The organism is Rhodococcus sp. Q1, from assembly GCF_004153645.1.
GTDB classification, from domain to species: Bacteria; Actinomycetota; Actinomycetes; order Mycobacteriales; family Mycobacteriaceae; genus Rhodococcus; species Rhodococcus gordoniae.
In genome coordinates this window covers 131,018-154,798 of the sequence record NZ_SDMJ01000003.1, presented here as the reverse complement: position 1 = coordinate 154,798, position 23,781 = coordinate 131,018, and the positions used below count along the sequence as shown (strand labels likewise).

Annotated in this window: 24 protein-coding genes; 4 read left to right on the top strand and 20 right to left on the bottom strand. The window is 69.3% G+C overall.

Features of this window, described 5'->3' with window-relative positions:
* Window positions 1-90: 90 nt before the first annotated feature.
* Window positions 91-933, bottom strand: a complete 843-nt coding sequence (gene rpsB, locus EQ874_RS09210) for a 30S ribosomal protein S2 (protein WP_026003585.1) — start codon at window positions 931-933, stop codon at window positions 91-93.
* A 305-nt stretch (window positions 934-1,238) separates the two neighbouring features.
* Here rpsB and EQ874_RS09205 point away from each other — a divergent pair, with 305 nt between their 5' ends.
* The gene (locus tag EQ874_RS09205; RefSeq protein WP_129976592.1) at window positions 1,239-1,760 is read left to right on the top strand and encodes a M23 family metallopeptidase; all 522 of its coding nucleotides are present in this window, start codon (window positions 1,239-1,241) and stop codon (window positions 1,758-1,760) included.
* Between the two features lie 5 nt (window positions 1,761-1,765).
* Here the strand turns inward: EQ874_RS09205 and EQ874_RS09200 are convergent, their stop codons facing one another.
* Both EQ874_RS09200 and EQ874_RS09195 read right to left on the bottom strand, forming a co-directional pair.
* Window positions 1,766-3,289, bottom strand: coding sequence for an AAA family ATPase (locus EQ874_RS09200; protein WP_129976591.1), 1,524 nt, complete (start codon window positions 3,287-3,289; stop codon window positions 1,766-1,768).
* Window positions 3,290-3,353: 64 nt separating this feature from the next.
* Entirely contained in the window at window positions 3,354-4,292 is a 939-nt protein-coding gene (locus EQ874_RS09195; RefSeq protein WP_129976590.1) for a tyrosine recombinase XerC, read from the bottom strand.
* 85 nt (window positions 4,293-4,377) lie between these two features.
* Here EQ874_RS09195 and EQ874_RS09190 point away from each other — a divergent pair, with 85 nt between their 5' ends.
* The gene (locus EQ874_RS09190) at window positions 4,378-5,565 is read left to right on the top strand and encodes a multidrug effflux MFS transporter (RefSeq protein WP_129976905.1); all 1,188 of its coding nucleotides are present in this window, start codon (window positions 4,378-4,380) and stop codon (window positions 5,563-5,565) included.
* 16 nt (window positions 5,566-5,581) lie between these two features.
* Here EQ874_RS09190 and EQ874_RS09185 read toward each other — a convergent pair whose 3' ends face one another.
* Window positions 5,582-6,364 carry a siderophore-interacting protein gene (locus EQ874_RS09185; protein WP_129976589.1) on the bottom strand — a complete coding sequence of 261 codons (783 nt, stop codon included), beginning with the start codon at window positions 6,362-6,364 and terminating at the stop codon, window positions 5,582-5,584.
* A gap of 98 nt (window positions 6,365-6,462) precedes the next feature.
* Here EQ874_RS09185 and EQ874_RS09180 point away from each other — a divergent pair, with 98 nt between their 5' ends.
* Window positions 6,463-6,729, top strand: a complete 267-nt coding sequence (locus EQ874_RS09180) for a hypothetical protein (RefSeq protein ID WP_016933846.1) — start codon at window positions 6,463-6,465, stop codon at window positions 6,727-6,729.
* Between the two features lie 19 nt (window positions 6,730-6,748).
* On the opposite strand, the gene dprA is transcribed toward EQ874_RS09180, so the two are convergent.
* From dprA to EQ874_RS09135, 9 genes are all read right to left on the bottom strand, one after another.
* Window positions 6,749-7,882 (bottom strand): DNA-processing protein DprA, encoded by a 1,134-nt coding sequence (gene dprA, locus EQ874_RS09175; protein ID WP_129976588.1) that lies wholly within the window; start codon window positions 7,880-7,882, stop codon window positions 6,749-6,751.
* Window positions 7,879-9,387 carry a YifB family Mg chelatase-like AAA ATPase gene (locus EQ874_RS09170; RefSeq protein WP_129976587.1) on the bottom strand — a complete coding sequence of 503 codons (1,509 nt, stop codon included), beginning with the start codon at window positions 9,385-9,387 and terminating at the stop codon, window positions 7,879-7,881. Before EQ874_RS09170 ends, dprA begins: the two co-directional genes overlap by 4 nt.
* On the bottom strand, window positions 9,387-9,761 hold the full coding sequence (locus EQ874_RS09165) for a YraN family protein (protein WP_129976586.1): 375 nt from the start codon (window positions 9,759-9,761) through the stop codon (window positions 9,387-9,389). The genes EQ874_RS09170 and EQ874_RS09165 overlap by 1 nt, the downstream gene beginning before the upstream one ends.
* Window positions 9,762-9,937: 176 nt before the next feature.
* Complete coding sequence (locus EQ874_RS09160; RefSeq protein WP_006550963.1) at window positions 9,938-10,252, bottom strand: DUF2469 domain-containing protein; 315 nt, start codon at window positions 10,250-10,252, stop codon at window positions 9,938-9,940.
* A gap of 37 nt (window positions 10,253-10,289) precedes the next feature.
* Window positions 10,290-11,078: a ribonuclease HII gene (locus EQ874_RS09155; RefSeq protein ID WP_129976585.1), complete on the bottom strand. Its 789-nt coding sequence runs from the start codon at window positions 11,076-11,078 to the stop codon at window positions 10,290-10,292.
* A complete protein-coding gene (lepB, locus tag EQ874_RS09150) occupies window positions 11,039-11,848 on the bottom strand; it encodes a signal peptidase I (protein ID WP_064063406.1) in 810 nt (269 codons plus the stop codon). The genes EQ874_RS09155 and lepB overlap by 40 nt, the downstream gene beginning before the upstream one ends.
* Window positions 11,849-12,075: 227 nt before the next feature.
* Window positions 12,076-12,417 (bottom strand): 50S ribosomal protein L19, encoded by a 342-nt coding sequence (gene rplS, locus EQ874_RS09145; protein ID WP_016933840.1) that lies wholly within the window; start codon window positions 12,415-12,417, stop codon window positions 12,076-12,078.
* 83 nt (window positions 12,418-12,500) lie between these two features.
* Window positions 12,501-13,406, bottom strand: a complete 906-nt coding sequence (locus EQ874_RS09140) for a hypothetical protein (protein ID WP_064063369.1) — start codon at window positions 13,404-13,406, stop codon at window positions 12,501-12,503.
* A 67-nt stretch (window positions 13,407-13,473) separates the two neighbouring features.
* The gene (locus EQ874_RS09135; protein ID WP_129976584.1) at window positions 13,474-15,834 is read right to left on the bottom strand and encodes a Tex family protein; all 2,361 of its coding nucleotides are present in this window, start codon (window positions 15,832-15,834) and stop codon (window positions 13,474-13,476) included.
* Window positions 15,835-15,977: 143 nt separating this feature from the next.
* On the opposite strand from EQ874_RS09135, the gene EQ874_RS09130 reads away from it, so the two are divergent.
* Complete coding sequence (locus EQ874_RS09130; protein ID WP_242496700.1) at window positions 15,978-16,964, top strand: hypothetical protein; 987 nt, start codon at window positions 15,978-15,980, stop codon at window positions 16,962-16,964.
* A gap of 18 nt (window positions 16,965-16,982) precedes the next feature.
* On the opposite strand, the gene trmD is transcribed toward EQ874_RS09130, so the two are convergent.
* From trmD to EQ874_RS09095, 7 genes are all read right to left on the bottom strand, one after another.
* Window positions 16,983-17,690 carry a tRNA (guanosine(37)-N1)-methyltransferase TrmD gene (gene trmD / locus EQ874_RS09125; RefSeq protein ID WP_016932814.1) on the bottom strand — a complete coding sequence of 236 codons (708 nt, stop codon included), beginning with the start codon at window positions 17,688-17,690 and terminating at the stop codon, window positions 16,983-16,985.
* A 3-nt stretch (window positions 17,691-17,693) separates the two neighbouring features.
* Window positions 17,694-18,281, bottom strand: coding sequence for a ribosome maturation factor RimM (rimM, locus tag EQ874_RS09120; RefSeq protein ID WP_129976582.1), 588 nt, complete (start codon window positions 18,279-18,281; stop codon window positions 17,694-17,696).
* A 10-nt stretch (window positions 18,282-18,291) separates the two neighbouring features.
* On the bottom strand, window positions 18,292-18,534 hold the full coding sequence (locus EQ874_RS09115; RefSeq protein WP_006550954.1) for an RNA-binding protein: 243 nt from the start codon (window positions 18,532-18,534) through the stop codon (window positions 18,292-18,294).
* Window positions 18,534-18,980 (bottom strand): 30S ribosomal protein S16, encoded by a 447-nt coding sequence (rpsP, locus tag EQ874_RS09110; protein WP_064063365.1) that lies wholly within the window; start codon window positions 18,978-18,980, stop codon window positions 18,534-18,536. Before rpsP ends, EQ874_RS09115 begins: the two co-directional genes overlap by 1 nt.
* 239 nt (window positions 18,981-19,219) lie before the next feature.
* Entirely contained in the window at window positions 19,220-20,788 is a 1,569-nt protein-coding gene (gene ffh, locus EQ874_RS09105; protein WP_064063364.1) for a signal recognition particle protein, read from the bottom strand.
* Between the two features lie 114 nt (window positions 20,789-20,902).
* Complete coding sequence (locus EQ874_RS09100; protein WP_165369228.1) at window positions 20,903-23,416, bottom strand: [protein-PII] uridylyltransferase; 2,514 nt, start codon at window positions 23,414-23,416, stop codon at window positions 20,903-20,905.
* Complete coding sequence (locus EQ874_RS09095; protein ID WP_016932809.1) at window positions 23,406-23,744, bottom strand: P-II family nitrogen regulator; 339 nt, start codon at window positions 23,742-23,744, stop codon at window positions 23,406-23,408. The genes EQ874_RS09100 and EQ874_RS09095 overlap by 11 nt, the downstream gene beginning before the upstream one ends.
* Window positions 23,745-23,781: the final 37 nt, after the last annotated feature.

The window sequence follows — 23,781 nt, the reverse complement described above, 5'->3', positions numbered from 1 at the left end:
GCGCAGCCTCGGCACCCGGACGGGCTCGGGCTGCGATGCGACGGCCCCGACCATGATCTTTCGATCGAGCGGTCGGGGCCGGGCAACGAATCAGGCCTCGGGGGCTGCGTCTGCGGCGGGGGCTGCGTCCGCTGCGGGCGCCTCGGCGTCTGCGGCGGGGGTGGCCTGCGCGAGCAGTTCCTGCTCCCACTCGGCGAGCGGCTCGGCGCCGGCCTCGGGCTTGGCCTCGGCGTCGCCGCTCTTGCCGGCGCGGGCCTGCAGGCCCTCGGCGACTGCGGAAGCGACGACCTTGGTCAGCAGCGCCGCGGAGCGGATCGCGTCGTCGTTACCCGGGATCGGGTAGTCGACGAGGTCCGGATCGCAGTTGGTGTCGAGGATCGCGATGACCGGGATGTTCAGCTTGCGGGCCTCACCGACGGCGATGTGCTCCTTGTTGGTGTCGACGACCCAGATCGCCGACGGAACCTTCGCCATGTCGCGGATGCCGCCGAGGGTGCGCTCCAGCTTGTTCTTCTCACGCGTGAGCATGAGGATTTCCTTCTTGGTGCGTCCCTCGAAGCCGCCGGTCTGTTCCATCGACTCGAGCTCCTTCAGGCGCTGCAGGCGCTTGTGGACGGTCGAAAAGTTGGTGAGCATGCCGCCGAGCCAGCGCTGGTTCACGTAGGGCATGCCCACGCGGGTGGCCTCTTCGGCGATGGATTCCTGCGCCTGCTTCTTGGTGCCGACGAACAGCACGGTTCCACCGTGGGCGACGGTCTCCTTGACGAACTCGTACGCCTTGTCGATGTACGTCAGGGTCTGCTGCAGGTCGATGATGTAGATGCCGTTGCGGTCGGTGAAGATGAACCGCTTCATCTTCGGGTTCCAGCGACGGGTCTGGTGTCCGAAGTGGGCGCCGCTGTCGAGCAGCTGCCGCATAGTCACAACAGGCATGCCTGTTTCTCTCTTTCGTGTCGGTTTCCGCGGTGGATCTTGCGATCTCCGCCCTGGCGTCCACATGCCCGTCGAACCCTTGCGGGACCGGCGACGGTCATTTCCGGTGCGGCCCGGAGAAAACGGGTCGGTACCGATGCGCGGACGCGCGAAGTCGATCTGCGTATACAGACCGCCCGACAAGTGTACGCGGAGCGGGCGCGGATCCCTAACCGGGAGGCACCGAGGCTGTGGAGAGATCCGGGTTGTCCCCAGATCGCGACGACCTACTGGTGCGGAGGACTCCGATTCACGAGGCTGGCGACATGGCCCTTGCCGCTCCCCTGCGGATGCTCCCCGTCGCGATCGCCGCGCTCGTCCCGCTCGGTGCGCTCGCCGCACCCGTCGTCGTCCCGGGCACCGCCTCCGCCGACCCCGGACGGTTCGTGTGGCCGCTCGATCCGCGTCCCGCGGTGAGCAGACAGTTCGATCTTCCCGAGCAGAACTGGCTCCCCGGACACCGCGGCGTCGACCTCGACGCACACGCGGGACAGACCGTCGCGGCCGCCGGTGACGGCGTCGTCGCGTTCGCCGGCACCGTGGCGGGCAAGCCCGTGGTCTCCATCGATCACGAGGGCGGTCTGCGCACCACCTACGAACCCGTCGACGCCTCGGTCACCGCCGGTCGCCGGGTGACGAGAGGCGATCCCATCGGCACCGTCGCCGCCGGCCACGAAGGATGCGTCTCCCCCGCATGTCTGCACTGGGGGCTGCGCCGCGGACGCGCCGACTACCTCGATCCGCTCCCCCTCGTGCAGCGTCCGGTGATCCGGCTGCTGCCCGTATGAGACGGTCAGTGCCCCGTGCGCCGACCCGGCTGGTGCACCGCGTGCCGGCCCGAGAGGGCGGGGAAGTCGTCGGCGACCATCGCGGCCAATTCGACGAACGCGGTCCGGGTCGCGGGCCGGAGCCGATCGAGATCGATCTCGGCGCCCTCGGCAAGATGCTCGTCGAACGGAATCACCTTCACCGCGCGGCAGCGAGCGAGGAAGTGCGCGGTCAACGCGTCCATGTCGATGCTCGCCGAACCCGGCCGGGGAGAACTGACGACCACGACCGTCCGTTCGACCAGCGCGGAGAAGCCGTGCGCCTGTAGCCAGTCGAGTGTCGCGGCAGCACTGCGCGCCGCGTCGACCGCCGGCGACGCGACGAGCACGAGGGTGTTCGCCAGGTCCAGCACTCCGCGCATGACCGAGTGCATGATCCCGGTTCCGCAATCGGTGACGATGACGTTGTAGTAGACCTGCAGGATGTCGACGACGCGGCGGTAGTCCTCCTCGCTGAACGCTTCCGACGCAGCGGGATCACGTTCGCTCACAAGCACTTCGAGTCGGCTCGGCGCCTGCGAGGTGTAGGCGCGCACATCCGAGTACCGGCGGATCCCCGACGCGTTCGCGAGCAGATCCCGCACCGTCGACGTGGTCTGCTGCGGAATCCGTTGGGCGAGGGTGCCGAAGTCCGGATTCGCGTCGACGGCGATGACGCAGTCGCCACGCAACGAGGCGAACGTCGATCCCAGCCCGACGGTGGTGGTGGTCTTTCCCACCCCACCTTTCAAGGACAGCACCGCGATCCGGTAATCGCCCGGGATCGGCTGGCGGATCCGGGCGACGAGTTCCTCGCGGCGCTCGCTGCTTCCGCCGTCGAGTCTGCCCCCGGTGAGTCTGCCGACACTCTCCCGCCACCGCCCCGACGGACGTCGCGACCGGCGGACGAGCACTCCCGACGCGAGGTCGATGTTCGACGGTCGATGGTCGAAGTGCTGCGCCGCGTACTGCGAGTCGTCGGCCGCGGTGTCCGTCGGCGGTGAGACGGGATCGAGCATCGGTACCGGACGAGGACCGACGGACACGGGTTCGGGCTCTGCGGTCTCCCGGACCGGCACCTCCGGTGCCGGCTCCCCGGTTCCGGGCCCTGACGCCACCCCCTCGGCTGCCGGATCGGCGGAAACGGATTCCGGTTCCACCGACGCGGGATCGGAAACCGACTCGCGTTCGGCCACCTCGCCCAGGATCGTCTCGGCGGATTCCGGGCATGCGGGGGCCGGTGCGGCCACCGGCTCCGACACTTCCTGCACGGAACTCTCGTCCGTGGTGATCCGGGGCCGCAGCGCCATGCCGAGCGGTACGGATGCCGTCATCCCGAGCGGAGCGGAGGGAACCGGAGCGGACGCACCGTCGCCGGGCGGAGCCGAAGGGCCGGATGCCTCGGCGCCCCGGCCCGCGCGGCGGAAGCCGCGACGCGCGGAGTCGGTCTCGGATTCCGGTGGGTCCTGCAGCCAGGCGGGCACGGCAGGACTCGGATCGTTGCGTCTCATCTGTTCCCCCGATTCGATGGTGCCGGCGCACGCTATCAAACCGGGAGGGTTCGTCGGCAGCCGATCAGGCGCGGGGATGGGCCTGATCGTGCGCGGCGCGCAGGCGGGCCGCCGAGACGTGTGTGTAGAGCTGCGTGGTGGCCAGACTCGAATGTCCCAGCACCTCCTGGACCACGCGCAGGTCCGCTCCCCCTTCGAGCAGGTGCGTGGCAGCGCTGTGCCGCAGGCCGTGCGGCGCGAGATCGGGTGCGCCGGGCACCGACGAGACGGCCTCGTGCACCACGGACCGGACCTGCCGCTGATCTATCCGCCCGCCGCGTTTGCCCAGCAGCAGCGCCGCACCCGACGACGGGCGCACGAGGTACGGGCGTCCGTGACGCAGCCACGCGTCGATCGCATCCGCCGCGGGAGCTCCGTAGGGGACGATCCGTTCCTTGTCGCCCTTGCCGAGGACCCGGACGACTCGGCGCTCGGCGTCCACATCGTCGATGTCGACGGCGCAGAGTTCCCCGACCCGGATTCCGGTCGCGTAGAGCAGCTCGACGATCAGGCGATCCCGCAGGGCGACAGGATCGAGTTCGCGCGCACCGGATTTCGCGGCCTCCATGATCTCCAGCGCCTGATCGTCGCGGAGTACCGCGGGCAGCGACCGGTGCGGGCGCGGCGAGACGAGGCGCGTCGCCGGGTCGGTGTCGAGACGCCGGGTGCGCTCGAGCCATGCCGTGAAGACGCGTGCCGACGACGTGCGCCGCGCGAGCGTGGCGCGCGCCGCGCCCCCTGTCACCATCCCGGCGAGCCACGAGCGCAGCAGATCGAGGTCGAGGTCGGTGATGCGCGCCTCCGGGTGCCGGTCGGCGAGGTGCTGCAGAAGCGAGCGGATATCGGTCCGATAGGCGCGGATCGTGTGTTCCGAGCGGTTGCCTTCGAAGCGGAGATGGTCGACGAAGTCGTCGAGATGCACGGCCAGTGTCGCCGGGAGCATGTCGGAACTGTCACCTCGCATGCGTCCACCGTGCGGCACGACGGCTCCGGGTGCAACGACCCGCGCCGACTAAGGTGCTTTCGTGAACAAAACGATCCCGGTACCGATGTTGTGCGCCCTGGCGTTGCTGTCGGCGATCGCGCCGCTCGCGACGGACATGTACCTTCCGGGACTTCCCGTCATGGCGGAGAGCCTGGGCAGTTCGACCGTCGGCGTTCAGCTCACCCTCACGACCTTCATGGCGGGGCTCGGACTCGGTCAGTTGCTCGTCGGTCCGCTCTCGGACGGCTGGGGCCGGCGACGGCTGATCCTCGCAGGCACGATCGTCCTCGCGGTCAGCAGCGCGATCTGCGCGATGGCGCCCACCGTCGAGATTCTGATCGCGGCGCGTCTCATCCAGGGATTCAGCGGCGGCACCGGCATCGTTCTCGCCCGCGCGGTGATCGCCGACCGGGCCCGGGGCAATCAGGCGGCGAAGTTGTTCAGCCTGATGATGATCATCGGCGGCATCGCACCCGTCGCCGCGCCGCTTCTCGGCGGGGTGCTGCTGGATCCGATCGGGTGGCGCGGCATCTTCTGGGTGCTCACGGGCCTGGCAGTCCTGATGGCCGCCGGCGCCTTCGCGTTCGTCCCGGAGACCCTTCCGCCGGAGAAACGGCACAGCGGCGGCCTGAAGACGATGGCCGGCAACTTCGGGTACGTCCTCCGGCAGCGACGCTTCGTGGGTTACGCCGCCGCCATGGCCCTGGGCTTCGGCGCGATGTTCTCGTACATCTCGGCGTCGCCGTTCGTCACGCAGAACATCCTCGGTCTGAGCCCCGGCCAGTTCTCGATGGTCTTCGCCGTGAACTCGGCCGGTCTCGTGCTGGCCAACGCCGTCAACACCCGCCTCATCGGCCGGTTCGAGGTGCGGACACTGCTGCTCTTCGGTGTGACCACCATGTTCACGGCGGGCACCCTGCTGCTGCTGACGATGGTCGTCGTCGGCTACGTCGCGGCGCTGATCCTGCCGCTGCTGTTCGTCGCGATCAGCATGATGGGCCTGACGCTGGGCAACGCCACCGCGCTGGCCCAGTCGCAGGTCCCGAAGGCGGCCGGTACGGGCTCCGCCGTGATCGGTGCCTCCCAGTTCGGTCTCGCCGCCGTGGTCTCCCCCCTCGTCGGGCTCGGCGGCGAAGGCACCGGTATCCCGATGGCCGTCGCCATCGTGGTGTGCTCGGGACTCGCGCTTGCCTCCGCTGCGGTGCTGGCGCGTGACTCGGCCGCGGTGCCGGCGCGCGAGTCCTCGAGCTGACGCGAACCGCCGGCCGTCAGTTGCTCTGGACGGCCGCCAGTTCGCTCTTCCACACGCGAAAGCCCTCCTCGGTGCGTCCGCGACGCCAGTAACCCGAGATCGACGCGCGTGCCGGCGGTACGGCCCGTTCCTTCCGCAGGTACGGCCGGATGTGCTTCATGACGGCCTCGGCCTCACCGTGCACGAAGACCTGCACGTCGCCGCCCGGCCAGGGCAAGGCCTTCACCGCGGCGACGAGCGGCGAGTTGCCGTCGATCAGGTCGGCACCGGCGTCACCGGCCGCGACACCGCGATGGAGCCACGTGACGTCCACCCCCGCCGGGGCATCGAGTTTCAGTTCGTCGCCGGGCCCGATGACCTCCAGGAAGACCGCTCCCCTCGCATCGGCCGGAAGATCCTCGAGCGCAACCGCGATCGCGGGGAGCGCGGTCTCGTCGCCGGCGAGCAGATGGAAGTCGGCGGAGCGATCGGGCCGGTAACCCGCGCCGGGACCCCGCACCACGACCTGCGTGCCCGGTTGCACCGATCGAGCCCACGGTCCCGCGACACCCTCGTCGCCGTGGACGACGAAGTCGATCCAGATCTCCCGGGCGTCGGGGTCGACGCGCCGGACGGTATAGGTGCGGACGACGGTCTCGTCCCCTGCCGCCAACTCGATCTTCACGTAACTGTCGGTCTCCGGGCGGGCGGGGAACTCGCCGAATCCGTCCCCACCGAGCACGACACGAACGAAATGCTCGCCGATCGTCTCGGTCCGCAGGACCGTGAGTGTCGTCGATGCGGGCGCTTTCCGAGCCACCGGACCTCCAAATTAGGGTTACCTATTACTGCGCCACCGTACTCTGCGGCGGGGTGCGGCGGGGACGTCACGATCGGCGACGCTCTAGGCTCGAGAACATGAGCACCACCGCGGCCGACATCGCCACCTGGATGACCGACATCATCACCACCGAACGCAGGGTCACCCAGACCGACATGGTCGACGCGATCGACGCCAAGTTCGGCTCCGACTGGATCTACGTCAACGACAACGGCCACCCGTCGATCGACCGGGCAGTCCTCAAGGAGTTCCGCAAGGCACATCGCGGCGCGGTGAAGTGGAACCGCGACGACCGCGCCTGGTACGTCGACGACGAGCCGACGGCGGGCACCTCGACCGAATGATCGACGCTCGGGGCACCGGTCACGTCCGCCGCCATCCTCCGTCCGTGGTCTCCACCAGTCCGTCGAGTTCGAGCAGGGGCAGTGCTGCCCGCACCCGCTCGATCGGCAGCCCCGCCGACTCGGCCACCATCGCCGGATCACTGACGTCCGACGCCGGAAGCGCCTCGTAGACCAGTGCCATGTCGCCCGACAGTCCGTCCAGCTCGCGGCGGAACAGGCCGTCGCGGTCGTCGTCCCCGCCCGCCATCAGCGGACCGCACTCCTCGACGACGTCGCGCGCCACGCCCACCAGGCGGGCTTCTCCTTCCCTGATCATGCGGTGACATCCCTGTGAGGCCGCCGAGGTGACCGGTCCGGGCACCGCCATGACCGGTCGGCCGAGTCGTCTCGCCCACGCCGCGGTGTTGCGCGCACCACTGCGCCACCCCGCTTCGACGACCACGGTGCCGGCCGACAGGGCCGCGATCAGCCGGTTCCGGGCCAGGAACCGGTACCGAGCGGGGCTCACCCCCGGCGGATACTCGCTGACCACCAGTCCGGACTCGGAGATCTGCCGCAGCATCGTCGTATGTGCCGCCGGATACGCCCGGTCGACACCGCACGCCAGGATCGCGACGGTGGTGCCGCCCACCCCGAGCGCCGCGCGATGCGCGGCCGCGTCGACGCCGAAGGCGGCCCCGGACACGACCGTCCACCCGTCGGCGGCGAGATCCCCGGCGATCTCCGCGGTGACGTGTTCACCGTAACCACTCGCGGCGCGGGTTCCGACGACGCCGATCGCGCGTTCGGCCAGTTCGTCGAGCCGCCGGCTCCCCCATACCCACAGTGCGAGGGGTGGCCCCTCGGCGTCGGTCGCGGTGTCGAGGGTGCCGAAGCCGAGCATCTGCCACGCGGGCCATTCGTCGTCGTCCGGCGTCACCAGCCGCCCTCCGGCCCGCCCCAGACGCTCGAGATCCCGGGCCGCGGTATCGAGATGCGCCCGAACCGAGTACCGCGCCGAGAGCTCGTCGGGGGTCGAACCCGAGCGGATCGAGGCCGCCACCTCGACCACTCCCCGGGCATCGACCGCCGCCGACAACGACCGCGACGCACCCTGCGCGACGGTGGACAGATATGCCCAGGCCAAGCGGCGTTCGTCCGGCTTCTCGTTCACGCGACACCTCGATCCCGGAAGTCGAGTGCGGCGGCGACATGCGTCGCCGACGGCGAATCCGAACCCTCGAGGTCGCTCAGTGTCCACGCGACCCGCAGTGCCCGATCCGCCCCGCGGGCGGTGATCGCGCCCTTGCGCAGCGCCCATTCGACCGGTTCGAGGGCGGCACGCGGGAGCCGGAACTTCTGGCGCAGGGCCGGACCGGGAACCTCGGCGTTGGTGGCCCAGCCGTATTCGGCCCACCGCTCACCCGCTGCGGCTCTCGCCCGGGCGACCCGCGCCCGCACCTCGCCGGTGCTCTCGCCGGTCTCCCCCATCAGTGCGCTCGTCGCGACGGCCTGCATCCGGACGCGCAGGTCGACGCGGTCGAGGAGGGGGCCGGACAGGCGTCCGAGATAGCGGCGGCGCGCGGTCGGCGCACACACGCAGTCGGCATCGCGTGGAGGTGCGCACGGACAAGGATTGGCCGCGAGGATCAGCTGGAACCGGGCCGGATATCGGGCGACGCCGTCCCGGCGGGCGATGCGCACCTCCCCGTCCTCGAGCGGTGTCCGCAGCGCTTCGAGGACCTTCGTTCCCATCTCGGCGACCTCGTCGAGGAAGAGCACGCCGCGGTGCGCCCGGCTCACCGCGCCGGGTTTCGCCATTCCCGTTCCTCCTCCGATCAGGGAACTCACCGACGCCGTGTGATGCGGTGCGATGAACGGTGGTTCGGTCACCAGAGGGCGATCGCTGGTGAGGGTGCCCGCCACCGAATGGATCGCCGTCACTTCGAGGGCATGACTCTCGCTCAGGTCCGGCAGTATCCCCGGAAGACGCTGTGCGAGCATCGTCTTCCCGATTCCGGGCGGACCGGTCAGCATCAGGTGATGCGCCCCGGCCGCGGCGACCTCGATCGCGCGGCGCGCCTCGTGCTGGCCGACCACTTCGCTGAGGTCGCCGCGCACCGCACGTGGCGGAAGGGCACGCGGATCGGGTCGTTCGAGCGGACCGTCTCCCTGGAGCCACAGCACCAGCTCGCGCAGCGTCTCGGCGCCGTAGACGTCGATGCCGTCCACGAGCGCCGCTTCGGTCATCGTCGCGGCCGGCACCACCACGCGCGACCAGCCGTGCCTCTTCGCCGTGAGCACGGCGGGCAGCACACCGCGCACCGGGCGGACCCGGCCGTCGAGCGCGAGCTCGCCGAGCAGCACCGTCCGGGAGACGGCCTCGGCCGGCACGACATCCGCGGCGTCGAGCACCGCGCAGGCCAGCCCGAGATCGTAGACACTGCCGACCTTCGGCAGGGTGGCCGGCGACAACGCGAGGACGACCTTCGAATCCGGCCACGCGGCCCCGGAGTTCGACACGGCGGCGCGCACCCGGTCGCGCGATTCCTGAAGCGCGGTGTCGGGCAACCCGACCATCGTCACACCGGGCAGACCTCGCCCGATGTCTGCTTCGATCTCGACGACCTGTCCGTCGATCCCGGAGACCGCAACCGACCAGGCGCGCCCGAGCGCCATCAGAGGACCTGCTTGCGGTGGGTGATCTCGGGCGCACGGCCCCGCGCGAGCAGCACGGTCACCACGTCGACCCGGATATGCGACCAGCGGCGCGTCTGTTCCGACAGCCACAGTCCGGCGAGGCGGCGGATACGTTCGGCCTTCGCCGGCGTCACCGCTTCGGCAGGGGTGCCGTAACCGGTACCCGTGCGGGTCTTGACCTCGACGAAGACGACGGTCGCTCCGTCCTGCACGATCAGATCGAGTTCGCCGTAACGGCTGCGCCAGTTCCGTTCGAGGACGACCATGCCGGTCGATTCGAGGTATTCCGTGGCGAGATCCTCACCTCGCGCGCCCAGATCCCGGTTGTGCCCTGTCCTGTTTCTCCCCTGCATACCCTCACTGTGGAGTACCGGGGTCCGCGGATTCGGCCGCCGAGTGCGCGATCGCGGGATCTGTGGACGAGTGCGGTGCCTGTGGACAACCGCAGTCGGAACGTCGTGGGGAACCGCTCGGTGGCGGCGTCCCCGTTAGGATGCGGCCGCTCGGCGCGGGTCCATCCCCGTGATCGTCAGCCCAGCTTGTCGGGCAGTCTCAGTTCGGGCTTGTCGAGCTCTTCGATGTTGACGTCCTTGAACGTGATCACGCGGACGTGCTTGACGAAGCGTGCGGGACGGTACATGTCCCACACCCAGGCGTCGGACATGCGCACTTCGAAGTACACCTCGCCGTTGGCGTTGTGCGGCAGCAACTCGACCGCGTTCGCCAGGTAGAACCGGCGCTCGGTCTCCACGACGTACGCGAACTGACCGACGATGTCCCGGTACTCCCTGTACAGCGAGAGTTCCATCTCGGTTTCATACTTCTCGAGATCCTCGGCACTCATCGGTCTCGGTGTCCTCCCACTCTGGTGTGTCCTGCAATCATCCCGCATCCGCCTCGTCCGTGAACAATCGACGCCCGACATCGTCGGTGTACGGGCGACGACCCGGGTCATCGGCGAACAACCGGCGACGCACCGCGGGCACTCCGCACACCGAGCGCACATTGGCCCACGACCGCCGGTGCTGCGGTGACGGGCCGTGCTCGGCCAACGCCGCCATGTGCGTCGGAGTGCTGTAGCCCTTGTGTACTGCGAAACCGTACTCCGGTAGCTCGCCATCGAGGTCGACCATCATGCGATCGCGTGTGACCTTCGCGAGCACACTGGCCGCCGCGATGCACGCGGCCGCCGCGTCGCCGCCGATGACCGGCAGGGACGGTGCAGGCAGTCCGGGCACCCGGAAGCCGTCGGTGAGCACGTAGCCGGGCGGAGTCGACAGACCTGCCACCGCGCGTCGCATGCCCTCGATGTTGGCGACGTGGATGCCGATCGCGTCGACCTCCTCCGCGGGGATCACCACCACGCTCCACGCCCGGGCGCGTCGCACGATCACCGAGTACAGCTCCTCACGGGTGCGTTCGGTGAGCTTCTTCGAATCGTCGAGCCGGTCGAGCGACGCGTGCGGCCGGTCGCCGAGCACGCAGGCGGCGACGACCAGCGGTCCGGCGCAGGCACCGCGGCCGGCTTCGTCGACCCCGGCGACCGGACCGAGACCGCACCGCGCGAGCGCGGACTCCATGGTGCGCAGTCCCGAGGAGCGACGGATCACGGGTCGAGGTGGCCAAGCAGTCACGAGGGCAGGATCTCCGGTGATTCGATCAGGCCCCATCGGCCGGGAGGCAGCACGATGAAGCGGGCTTTTCCGATGACGTTCTCGAGCGGGATGGCGCCCTGATGCTCGTCGCCCACGTGGTAACGGGAGTCGGCGGAGTTGCTCCGGTTGTCGCCCATCACCCAGACGTGCCCGTCGGGAACCGTGACGGGTCCGAAGCACCGCCCGGAAGGCACCTCGGTCTCGCACGTGACGACACCCGGTGTGAACGGGAAGTCCATGGTCACGTACGGCTCGTCGAGCGGCACCCCGTCGACCAGGACGCGACCCTGGTCGTCGCAGCACTCCACCGTCTGACCACCGACCGCGATCACGCGCTTGACGAGATCGTTCTCGTCCGGGGGCACGACACCCACGAGGGAGCCGATTTCCTCCAGTCCCCGCACGACGACGTTGTCGGAACGAGTGGACACGTAGCCCGACGACCACGAGTCGGGTCCTTCGAAGACGATGACGTCGCCGGGCCGGGGATCGGTGAAGCGGTATCCCACCTTCTCGACGACGATGCGGTCGCCGGTGCAGCCCGGACAGCCGTGCAGTGTCGGCTCCATCGATTCGGACGGAATGAGGTAGACCCTCGCCACGAAGGTCTGCAGCAGGAAGCTCAGGGCCAGAGCGACGACGATGAGGATCGGCAACTCGCGCCAGAAGGACTTCTGTTTCTTCGCCTTCGGGGCGGTGTCGTTCGCTGCGGGGTCCTCGCGCCGGTGGTGTGCACCGTCGGCTCGATCGCTCCGAGCCGAACCTCGAACGTCGTTGCGGTTCACGTCCGGTCCGGCCGGATCGTGCGGGGAATCTGCCACCTCGACAGACTAGCGTCTGCCGCAGGGCGGACCTCCGAGGACGACCCTCGACCCCGCCGCCCGGTAACGGACCATCCCCGCAAAGACGACGACCCGGCCGGGACATGGGTCCCGACCGGGTCGTCGGATGCTCTATCGGGTGGCTCGAGAGCCGCGCCGAGCAGCCCGAAGGGCTTCTCAGCGGCCGAAGATCAGCGCTTCTCCTTGATCTTGGCAGCCTTGCCGCGCAGCTCACGCAGGTAGTAGAGCTTCGCACGGCGGACGTCGCCACGGGTCAGCACGTCGATCTTGGCGAGGTTGGGGCTGTGCACCGGGAAGGTGCGCTCCACGCCCACGCCGAAGGAAACCTTGCGGACGGTGAAGGTCTCGCGGACACCGCCGCCCTGACGCCGGATCACGACGCCCTTGAAGACCTGCACGCGCTCCTTGCTGCCCTCGATGACCTTGACGTGCACATCGAGAGTGTCGCCGGGACGGAAGTCCGGGATGTCGTTGCGCAGCGACTTGGCGTCCAGAAAGTCCAGGGTGTTCATCGGTTGTTCATCCTCTTGTTCGCTCGAGCAGAGGAACCTGGCGGCGACCGCCGTGTGGCGGGCTCGACCGGTTCGTGCCCAGGTCAGGTAGGCGTGCCCGAACGGGGCAACCCGTCCATTGTGCCAGACGGAACATCGATCGAAGAAATCGGCGGCGGGGCCGGACGGACCCGCCGGTCCAGTTCCGCCTCGGTCGCGGTACGCGAGTGCTCCACACTGCCCCGCACGGTCTCGAGCGTCGGGGCCCCCGCAACGAGGTCCTGCACGAAGATCTTGGCGCGGATCACCGGACGTCGCACTCGACGTTCGCGCTCGAGCGCCCGGCTCATCCGGCGCGACCGCTCGCCGTACCGCCAACGCGCCCAAGGGGCACCCGGCCGGGAGAGCCGGATCGCCCCGACCCACAGGAGCGGAACGACGAACAGCCCGACCAGACCGGTCCAGATCTTGCCCTTCGCCAGGACGATCGCGGCGAGGAGGAGGTTCACGAGCACGGCCACGACGAGGCCGGCCCGTTCGGCCCAGTCACCGCTGTCCTCGAAGTTCGTGGCGTCCCCCAGTTCGAACGGGCGCAGGCCGAGCAGCCACATCCCGGTCACGGCGATCGCCACGAAGACGGCGTCGACGGAGACCCGCCCCTGCTCTTCCCAGTACACGTCGTTCAGATAGAAGATCAACGCGAACTCGTCGAGGGTCAGTGCGGCGCCGATGCCGAACACCGCGGCGAGGACCGTGGCGGCGACCCGGTTCGAGTCCTCGGAGATCGCGATCAGTCCCCCGCCGGCGATCACCATCGTGACGACGCCGAACACCACGTGGTGCACGTGCTGCCCACCGGGGGTGATGTTGCCGGGCCACCAGCGCACCTGTGCCCGGATCAACCGCACGCTGATCCGGATGAAGACGAACGCGGCCACGAAGCCGAGCAAGAAGGCCAGCAGCGGCAGGTGGCCCTGATCGACGATCTCGCGCCGCACCCAGTCGAGCATCACCGGATCACCCCGGCCACCGTGGATTCATGTCCACAGCATTGCAGGAGTGACCCGGTGATTCGGGTCAGTTGTTGCCGAAACCGGCGCGTCGCAGCGCGTCGGCCATCGACCCGGACGCGGCAGGTGCCGAACGGCGGTCGCCGCCCCGGCCCTGCTGGTCACGCTTGCCCTGACCGTTCCGGCCCCGCCCGCTGCCCTGGTTCCCCCCGCTCCGGTTCGCTGACCGCCGGGCACCTCCGCGCGGCTGATCTCCGGATTTCTCGGCGTCCGGCGCGGGGATCTCGTCGTCGAGTCGCAGTGTCAGACCGATGCGTTGGCGGGCGACGTCGACCTCGAGGACCTTCACCTTGACGACCTCGCCGGATCGGACGACGTCGTGTGGATCCTTCACGAAGCTGCGCGACATCGCGGAGACATGGACGAGGCCGTCCTGGTGCACTCCGACGTCGACGAACGCGCCGAACGCCGCGACATTGGTGACCACGCCCTCGAGGACCATGCCGGGCTTCAGGTGGGCGACCTTCTCGACACCGGCTGCGAAGGTCGCGGTCTTGAACTCGGGACGCGGGTCGCGGCCGGGCTTCTCGAGTTCGGAGATGATGTCGGTGACGGTCGGGACACCGAAGCGGTCGTCGGCGAATTCGTCCGGCCGCAGCTTCCGCAGGGTGGCGGTGTTGCCGAGGAGTTCGCGGACGCTCCTGCCGGTCCGGTCGACGATCCGGCGCACCACGGGGTACGCCTCGGGGTGCACCGCGGACGCGTCGAGCGGATCGTCGCCGCTGGGGATGCGCAGGAAGCCCGCGCACTGCTCGAAGGCCTTGGGGCCGAGACGCGGAACGTCCTTGAGTGCGGTCCGCGCACGGAACGGACCGTGCTGGTCGCGGTGGGCGACGATGCTGTCGGCCAGAGAACCCGTGATGCCGGAGACGCGGGCCAGCAGCGGAACCGACGCGGTGTTGACGTCGACGCCGACGGCGTTCACCGCGTCCTCGACCACCGCGCCGAGCGACCGCGCGAGCATCGTCTCGGACACGTCGTGCTGGTACTGGCCGACACCGATCGACTTCGGGTCGATCTTCACGAGTTCGGCGAGCGGGTCCTGCAGGCGGCGCGCGATGGAGACCGCACCGCGGATGGACACGTCGAGGTCCGGAAGCTCCTTGGTGGCGTACTCCGAGGCCGAGTAGACGGACGCTCCCGCCTCCGACACCACGATCTTGGTCAGCCCGGGCACCTTCGCCAGGGAGACGAGTTCGGTTGCGAGAGCGTCGGTCTCACGCGACGCCGTGCCGTTGCCGATCGCGATCAGTTCGACACCGTGCCGCGCGACCAACGCGGCGAGCACCGCGAGGGCCTCGTCGCGCTTGTTGTGGGGCTGATGCGGATAGATGGTGGTGTGGTCGACGACCTTGCCGGTCGCGTCGACGACCGCGACCTTCGTCCCGGTGCGGTAACCGGGGTCGAGGCCCATCGTCGGGCGGGTGCCGGCCGGGGCAGCGAGCAACAGATCCTTGAGGTTCGCGGCGAACACGTCGACCGCGTCCTTTTCCGCGGACTGCCGCAGCCGCATCCGGATGTCGAGTGCGAGCGACATCTGCAGCTTGGTACGCCATGCCCACCGGACGGTGTCGAGGAGCCACGTGTCGGCGGGGCGCCCCTCGTGGGCGATGCCGAAACGGGTGGCGATCCGTCCCTCGTAGTAGCTACGTTCGCCGGGGACGGTCTCGTCGGCCTCGGGATCGAGTGACAACGAGAGCACCTCCTCCTTCTCCCCGCGCAGGAGGGCGAGGATGCGGTGCGAGGGGAGCTGGGTGAACGGCTCGGAGAACTCGAAGTAGTCGGAGAACTTCGCGCCGTCGATCTCCTTGCCGGAACGCACGGTGGAGGTCACCTTGCCGCGCGTCCACATCGCCTCACGCAGTTCGCCGACGAGATCGGCGTCCTCGGCGAAACGCTCGACGAGGATGGCGCGCGCACCGTCGAGCTGCTCGGGCGTGTACCCGGCGGGATCGGTGGTGGGATCACCGATGAGCGCGTCGGCGACGGGTTCGTGACCGGCCTCACGGGCGATCTGCGCCTTGGTACGCCGCTTCGGCTTGAACGGCAGGTAGATGTCCTCGAGCCGAGCCTTGGTGTCGGCGAGCATGATCTGGCCACGCAGCGCGTCGTCGAGCTTGCCCTGCGTCTCGATCGACTCGAGGATCGCGGTGCGGCGCTCGTCGAGTTCGCGCAGATAACGGAGGCGTTCCTCGAGGGTGCGCAACTGGGCGTCGTCGAGCCCGCCGGTCGCCTCCTTGCGGTAGCGCGCGACGAACGGCACGGTCGCACCTCCGTCGAGCAGACCCACGGCCGCAGCGACCTGGTCTTCGCGGACGTCGAGTTCCTGAGCGATCCGCCGGTTCACGGTGTCGAGTTGGGTCGTCACGTCGAACGACCCTACAGTTGCCTTCCCCGGCCGCGCCCGTGACCGCACGGGGCGCCCCGCGCCCGTGACCGCATGGGGTCCCTGCAGGATCCCGAGTGGACCGGCGCTATTGTCCACAGCACAATGGAATGCAGGGACCGGAAATGAAGCGCACACGCGGACGCGCACGATCGGGCGCGATGATGCTGTGCACGGCCGCCACACTGGCCGTATCCGGCTGCGATTCCATGGATCCCCATCCGCTCCCGCACGAGGCGCTCGGCCTCGCCTCGATCGCGGACGCCGGTCTCGACGAGCGCAACGTCTCGCTGTCGACGGCCGAGCTCCCCCGACAGATCGACGCCGCCGTCGCGCTCGCCGACAGCCGGGGAGCGCGCCTCACCGTCGCCGTGCTCGACCGTGAATCCGGGACCCGCGTCGTCGGCGGATCGGACGAACCCTTCGAGACGGCCTCTACGGTGAAGCTGTTCATCGCCGAGGAGGTCCTGTACCGCGAGGCGGTGGGCGAGGTGACGCTCGCCGACGAGGACCGGGAATTGATCCGTTCGATGCTGCGGTCGTCGGACGACAACGCCGCGACGGTTCTGTGGGAGGCCTACGGCGGTCCCGAGATCGTCGAGCATGCCGTGGAACGGCACAATCTGACCGGTACGACTCCCCCGGACCCGGAGTCCTGGTGGTGGAACACGACCACGACGGCGTCGGACATTCTGACCTGGTACGACGATCTGCTCGGCGACAGCGCGTCGGGCGAGGAGAGTGCTGCCCGGATCGTCGGCCACCTGTCGGAGTACACCGACGAGGGTGTCGACGGATACGACCAGAGCTTCGGGCTCCCCGAGGGCGTCGGCGACTCCACCGATCTGGGCGTGAAACAGGGGTGGATGTGCTGTCTGGCCGGTGAATGGCTCCATCTGTCCACGGGTTTCCTCGGCGCCGACCACCGGTTCGTGGTCGTGGTGGCCGCACGGGAAGCCGTCACCTACGACGAGTCGGATCCCTTGTACGAGACGGGATTCCTGCCCGACACGGCGCTCTACGACGCGACCGACGACGGCAGCGCGCAGCACGCGCGCGAGACGGTCACGCTGGCGGTCGAGACGACCCTCGGAACCGCCCATCGCCCCTGAGAGCGGACCGATCCGGCGTCAGTCGTCGGACGGGAGCAGATCGGGGCGCCGCTCACGGGTGCGCTCCAGCGACTGCTCGTGGCGCCAGCGAGCGACCTTGCCGTGGTCGCCGGACATCAGCACCGGCGGCACCTCGAGATCGCGCCACACTGCCGGCCGGGTGTAGCTCGGGCCCTCGAGAAGCCCGTCGGAGAACGAATCCTCCTGGTGTGACTGCTGATTGCCGAGCACACCGGGCAGCAGCCGGACGACCGCCTCGACCATGACGAGCACGGCGACCTCACCGCCGATGAGGACGTAGTCGCCGATGCTCACCTCTTCGACGCGCACGCGCCGCGCGGCATCGTCGAACACGCGCTGATCGATACCCTCGTACCGTCCGCACGCGAAGACGATCCGCTTCTCCTGCGACCAGCGTTGCGCGGTGGCCTGATCGAAGCGGCGACCGGCGGGGGTCGGAACGACGAGCAGCACCTCGGGATCGGTCTCGCCGTCGGGACCTGCCAGCACGTCGTCGAGCGCCGGCCCCCACACCGTGGGTTTCATGACCATGCCCGGTCCGCCGCCGTAGGGCGAATCGTCGACGGCCTTGTGCACGTCGTGCGTCCAGTCGCGCAGGTTGTGCACACCGACGGAGATCAACCCCTTGTCGATCGCTTTGCCGAGCAGCGCGACGCGCAGAGGTTCGAGATATTCGGGAAAGATGGTGACGACGTCGAGCCGCACGGACTACTGCTTCCCCTCGCTCGACTTCTTCTTGGACGGGGGTTCGCCGAAATCGGGGTCGAGCAGACCGTCGGGCGGATCGATCTCGATGACACCCTCGCGGACCGACACCGTCGGCACGATCTCGGTGACGAACGGGATCAGCAGCTCTCCGCGCTCCTGCCCGGCAGGACGGATCGACAGCAGTTCGCCTGCCGCGGTGTGCAGGACCTCGCGGACGGTGCCGATCTCGGTGCCGCCGTCGGGGCGACCGCCGACGATCCGCACCGTCAAGCCTTCGAGTTCGTGGTCGTAGAACTCGTCCGGATCGTCGGACGGAGGCAGATCGGCGCTGTCGACGACGAACAGCACCCCGCGCACTGCGTCGGCCGCGTCGCGACCGTCGATGCCCTGCAGGCGCAGCAGAAGCCGCCCGGAGTGTTCCCGGGCGGCTTCCACTGTGTACTCGTGCAGGTGCTTGTCGCGAGGCTTGCGGCCGCGCAGGACCGTGCCGACGGCGAAGCGCTCCTCGGGTTCGTCGGTGCGAACCTCGACGACGACTTCGCCTCGAATGCCGTGCGATTTGGCCACACGGCCCACGACGAGCTCCATCGACGCTCGCCTAGCGGTCGGTGTCGACGACGTCGACACGGATACCCCGGCCACCGATTCCGGTGACGAGGGTCCGCAGAGCGGTCGCGGTGCGACCGCCCCGGCCGATGACCTTGCCGAGGTCGTCGGGATTGACGTGCACCTCGACGGTGCGGCCCCGACGGCCCGCGATCAGGTCGACGCGGACGTCGTCGGGATGGGCGACGATTCCACGAACGAGATGCTCGACGGCATCGGCGACCACGGCGCTCATTACTCGGCGGCCTCGGTGGACTCGGCCTCGGTGGACGCCTCGGCGGACTCTTCCTTGGCAGCCTTCTTCTTCTTGGGCGTGACGGCCTCGGCAGCCGGCTCGTTCTCGGCCTGCGCGAGAGCAGCCTGGAACAGCTCGAGCTTGGACGGCTTGGCCTCCGCCTTCTTCAGGGTGCCCTCGGCGCCCGGCAGACCCTTGAACTTCTGCCAGTCACCCGTGATCTTGAGGAGGTTGAGGACCGGCTCGGTCGGCTGCGCGCCGACGGCCAGCCAGTACTGCGCACGCTCCGAGTCGATCTCGATCAGCGAGGGCTCTTCCTTCGGGTGGTACTTGCCGATGGTCTCGATCGCCCGGCCGTTGCGACGGGTGCGCGAGTCCGCGATGACCACGCGGTACTGCGGGTTGCGGATCTTGCCGAGACGGGTGAGCTTGATCTTGACAGCCACTGCTGTTTCTCCTTCGGGGTGCGCCGAGGCGCGTGTCACGTGCAATTCGGACGACGCGCCCTTCTGGCACGCCCGGTTTTGCCACCAACCTGTGACCGCCGCGCGGTACGTAACCGGATGCGACGACAGCGAACCATTCTGCCAGACGCGCGAGCCAGGACGAAACCGGCACCCGGTGACCCCGCGCACGCCTCGCGGTTGCGCTGTCACAGGCGCAAGACTGTCGTCCCGGGCCCGGCTCAGTTCTTGGGGAACTTCAGCTTCGACAGGTCGAAGTTCTCCAGACCCGGAGGCAACTCGTCGAGCCCCTTCGGCATCTTCGACAGGTCGGGCATTCCGGCCGGCATGCCACCCGGCAGACCGGGGAAGCCGCCGGGCATACCGCCCCGCACCTTCGGCGGCGTCGGTCCGCGACCGCCCTTCTTCCCCTTCTTGCCCTTCTTGCGCTGGTTCCTGCGCGCACCGGGCATGCCCATCTGGCCGGCCATCGCGGTCATCATCTTCCGGGCCTCGAAGAACCGGTCGACGAGCTGGTTGACGTCGGAGACCTTCACGCCGGAACCGTTGGCGATACGCAACCTTCGCGAGCCGTTGATGATCTTCGGGTTGGCGCGCTCCTCCGGCGTCATGCCGCGGATGATCGCCTGGATGCGGTCGAGCTGTTTCTCGTCGACGTTGGCGAGGGCGTCCTTCATCTGCCCGGCCCCGGGCAGCATGCCGAGGAGGTTGGCGATGGGCCCCATCTTGCGCACGGCCATCATCTGCTCGAGGAAGTCCTCGAGGGTGAGCTCGCCGGAACCGATCTTGTTGGCGGTGGCCTCGGCCTGCTCGGCGTCGAAGACCTGCTCGGCCTGCTCGATCAGGGTGAGTACGTCGCCCATACCGAGGATGCGGCTGGCCATGCGCTCGGGGTGGAAGACGTCGAAGTCCTCGAGCTTCTCACCGGTGGACGCGAACATGATCGGCTGGCCGGTGAGCTCACGGACGCTGAGCGCGGCACCACCGCGGGCATCGCCGTCGAGCTTGGTGAGTACCACGCCGGTGAAGCCGACGCCCTCGCGGAACGCCTCGGCGGTGCTCACGGCGTCCTGACCGATCATCGCGTCGAGGACGAAGAGCACCTCGTCGGGCTGCACGGCGTCGCGGATGCCCGCGGCCTGCGCCATGAGTTCCTGGTCGATACCGAGGCGACCGGCGGTGTCGACGATGACCACGTCGTACTGCTTGGTGCGCGCCTCGGCGATACCCTGCTCGGCCACGGCGATCGGGTCGGCAGCCGTGACACCGAGCTCGTTCTCGCCGCCGCCGACGGACGTGCCGGGGTGGGGAGCGAAGACCGTCACGCCGGCCCGCTCGCCGACCACCTGCAGCTGGGTGACCGCGCCGGGACGCTGCAGGTCGCAGGCGACCAGCATGGGCGTGTGCCCCTGCGCCTTGAGCCACTTCGCGAGCTTGCCCGCGAGGGTGGTCTTACCGGCACCCTGCAGACCGGCGAGCATGATGACCGTCGGCGGGGTCTTCGCGAACTGCAACCGCCGGGTCTCGCCACCGAGGATCCCGACGAGTTCCTCGTTGACGATCTTGACGACCTGCTGGGCCGGGTTGAGCGCGCCGTGCACCTCGGCACCCTTGGCGCGCACCTTGATCTTCTTGATGAACTCGCGCACGACGGGCAGTGCGACGTCGGCCTCGAGCAGGGCGAGCCGGATCTCGCGGCAGGTCGCGTCGATGTCCGCGTCGGACAGCCGCCCCTTGCCGCGCAGGTCCTTCAGGACCCCTGTCAACCTGTCGGAAAGGGATTCGAACACCGAATGCGCTCCTGAGCTCTGACGAAGATGCGGACAATGCTGCGAACCAGGGTAACCGTTCGCGATCCGTCGCGGCCGCGGGTGGCCACGCCGTGCGGCGGGCCACCCGCGCGGTCACGATGCGCCGGCGGGCGCGGCAGGTCCGGGAGCGGGCAGGACGGAGAGGAGTTCCCGTTCGAGATGTTCCCGGGAGACACGGGTGTGGGCGCCGGCGAGATCGACACAGAACGAGTCGATCACGGTCGAACCCAGTGTGCTCACCCGCGCCCACCGCACGTCGGCCCCGACACGCTCGAAGACGTCCGCGAGACGGCACAGCAGACCGATCCGGTCCTCCGAGCGGATCTCGAGCACCACCTGGTCCGACTCGAACCCGTCGAACCAGATGATCCGCGGCGGCGCGAGCGCGGCGCCGACGGGGACCGCCCGGGCCGTTCGTTCGGGAAGGCGACTCTCGCGTTCGGCGCGGTCCTTGGCCTCGAGCGCACCGAGCAGATCCAGGTCGCCGGATCGCGCCCGCACGAGTTCCTGCCGGAGCAGTGCCGCCTCGGGCGGTGAGCCGAACCTCGGGGCCACCACGAACGTGTTGACCGTGCTGCCTGCGTGGCTGCCGATGGAGGCCGACAGCACGCGCAGACCGTGCAGCGAGAGCACCCCGGCCTCGTCGGAGAGCACACCCCTCTCGTCGGGGGCGAGGAAGGTCGCCGTGAAGCTGCGGCCGTCCTCACGCGGTTCGAGTGCGACGTGCAGGGCACCGTCCTCGGCGAGGTTCGCGAGGACGGGATCGATCGGATCCGGCGCGGGCAGCTCGTCGCCCGCCATCATCATCCGGCAGCGGCGCACGAGTTCCCGGATCAGCGACGCCTTCCAGTCGCCCCAGACCCCCGGGCCGGTGGCCTGGGAATCCGCTTCGGCCAGGGCGTGGAGGAGGTCGAGCAGCACCGGATCGCCGTCGAGGGCCTCGACCACCGCCGCGACCGTCTCCGGATCGTCGAGGTCGCGCCGGGTCGCGGTGTGCGGCAGGAGCAGGTGGTGCCGCACCATCGCGGTGAGCAGCGCCAGATCCGAGGGCCACACTCCCATCCGCCGCCCGATCTGCAAGGTCAGCTCCGCACCGACCACGCTGTGATCGCCGCCGCGCCCCTTGCCGATGTCGTGCAGCAACGCCCCGAGCACGAGCAGGTCCGGACGGGCGACCCGCGTGGTCAGTTCGCTCGCGTAGACGGCGGTCTCGACGAGGTGCCGGTCGACGGTCCACGTGTGGACGGCGTCACGCGGCGGCAGGTCGCGTACCGCGCCCCATTCGGGGAGCAGGCGTCCCCACAGTCCGGTCCGGTCCAGCGACTCGATGACGTCGACCGCACGACGCCCCGAACCGAGCAGCACCAGGAAGTCGTCGAGGGCTTCGCGAGGCCAGGGTTCCCGCAGTTCCGGGGCGTGATCGGCGAGCCGGGTGAGGGTGGCCGCCGAGACCGGCAGACCGGCCTGTGCGGCCGCCGCAGCGACTCGCGTGGTCAGACCCGGATCCCGACGCGGATGCGCGTCCCGCGCGAGGGCCACCTCTCCCCCGTGCTCGACGACCCCTTCGTCGAGGGGACGCCGCACCGGTCCGCGACGCAGCCGCGACAGACCTTTCCGCGGCAGCGAGTTGGCCGCGGTGCGCAGACCGACATCCACGGAATAGCTGATGGTACGGGCCGATTCGGTGAGCACCCGGGCGAGATCGAAGCGGTCGCCGATCCGCAATGCCGCGGCGATCTCGTCCGCGTCCTGCGCACGCAACTGGTCGCGGGAGCGACCGGCGACGCGGTGCAGTTCGGTGCGTACGTCGAGCAGTCGCCGGTGGGCGGCCGCGAGGCCACCACCGGGGACGTCCGGTCCGAGCCCCGGCATGCCGTCGGTGAGCTGCGCAACGGACAGGGCATTGAGTAACTGCACGTCCCGCAACCCGCCGCGACCGCTCTTGAGGTCGGGTTCGGCTCGGTGGGCGATCTGCCCGCTGCGCTGCCATCGCCCCTCGGTCATCTCGATGAGTTCGTCGAAGCGGGACCGGATGCCGGTCCGCCACTGACGTCGTACGCCGCCGATGAGGAGATTGCTCAGCTGGGCGTCGCCCGCGATGTGCCGCGCCTCGAGCATCCCCAGCGCGGCCGTGAGATCGGAGGAGAACACCTGCAGGGCCTGGGGCACCGTCCGGACACTGTGGTCGAGCTTGATGTGCGCGTCCCACAGCGGGTACCAGAGCTGGTCGGCAACCTTCGACACGACGGCCGGCGCCATGTCGTCGTGGAGAAGGATGAGGTCGAGGTCCGAGTACGGGAGCATCTCGCGACGACCGAGGCCCCCCACCGCGACGATGGCGAAACCGCCCTCGCGCCTGATGCCGAGTTCGGAGCCCTTCGTCGTCAACCAGAATTCGTGCAGGTCCACCAGGGCGTGACGCAGGGCCACGGTGTCGAGGCGGCGGCTGCGGGGGCCGCCGGAGAGCAGGGCGTCACGGGCTGCCGTGAGATCGGCGGCTCCCGCGGGTGCGGGCGTGCGGGCCGAGGACACCGAAGGCCCCGACCCCACTGCCGACGCAGCGGGATCAGGGCCTCGAGAGTCGGACCCCTGGGGGTCAGAGCGCATCCGAACCTCGTTCTCCGGTACGGACCCGGACCACACCTTCCACGGGGGTGACCCACACCTTGCCGTCGCCGATCTTCCCGGTACGGGACGCCTCGACGATGGTCTCGACGACCTTGTCGACAACGGAGTCGTCCACGACGACCTCCACCCGGACCTTGGGGACGAAGTCGACGGAGTACTCCGCCCCGCGGTAGACCTCGGTGTGGCCCTTCTGGCGGCCGTACCCCTGCACCTCGCTGACGGTCATTCCGAGCACTCCGGCCTGCTCCAGGCCCGCCTTGACGTCCTCGAGCGTGAACGGCTTGATGATCGCCGTGATCAGCTTCATTTCCTCATCCTTCCCAGAGCCCGCTGGCCGCTGTCAT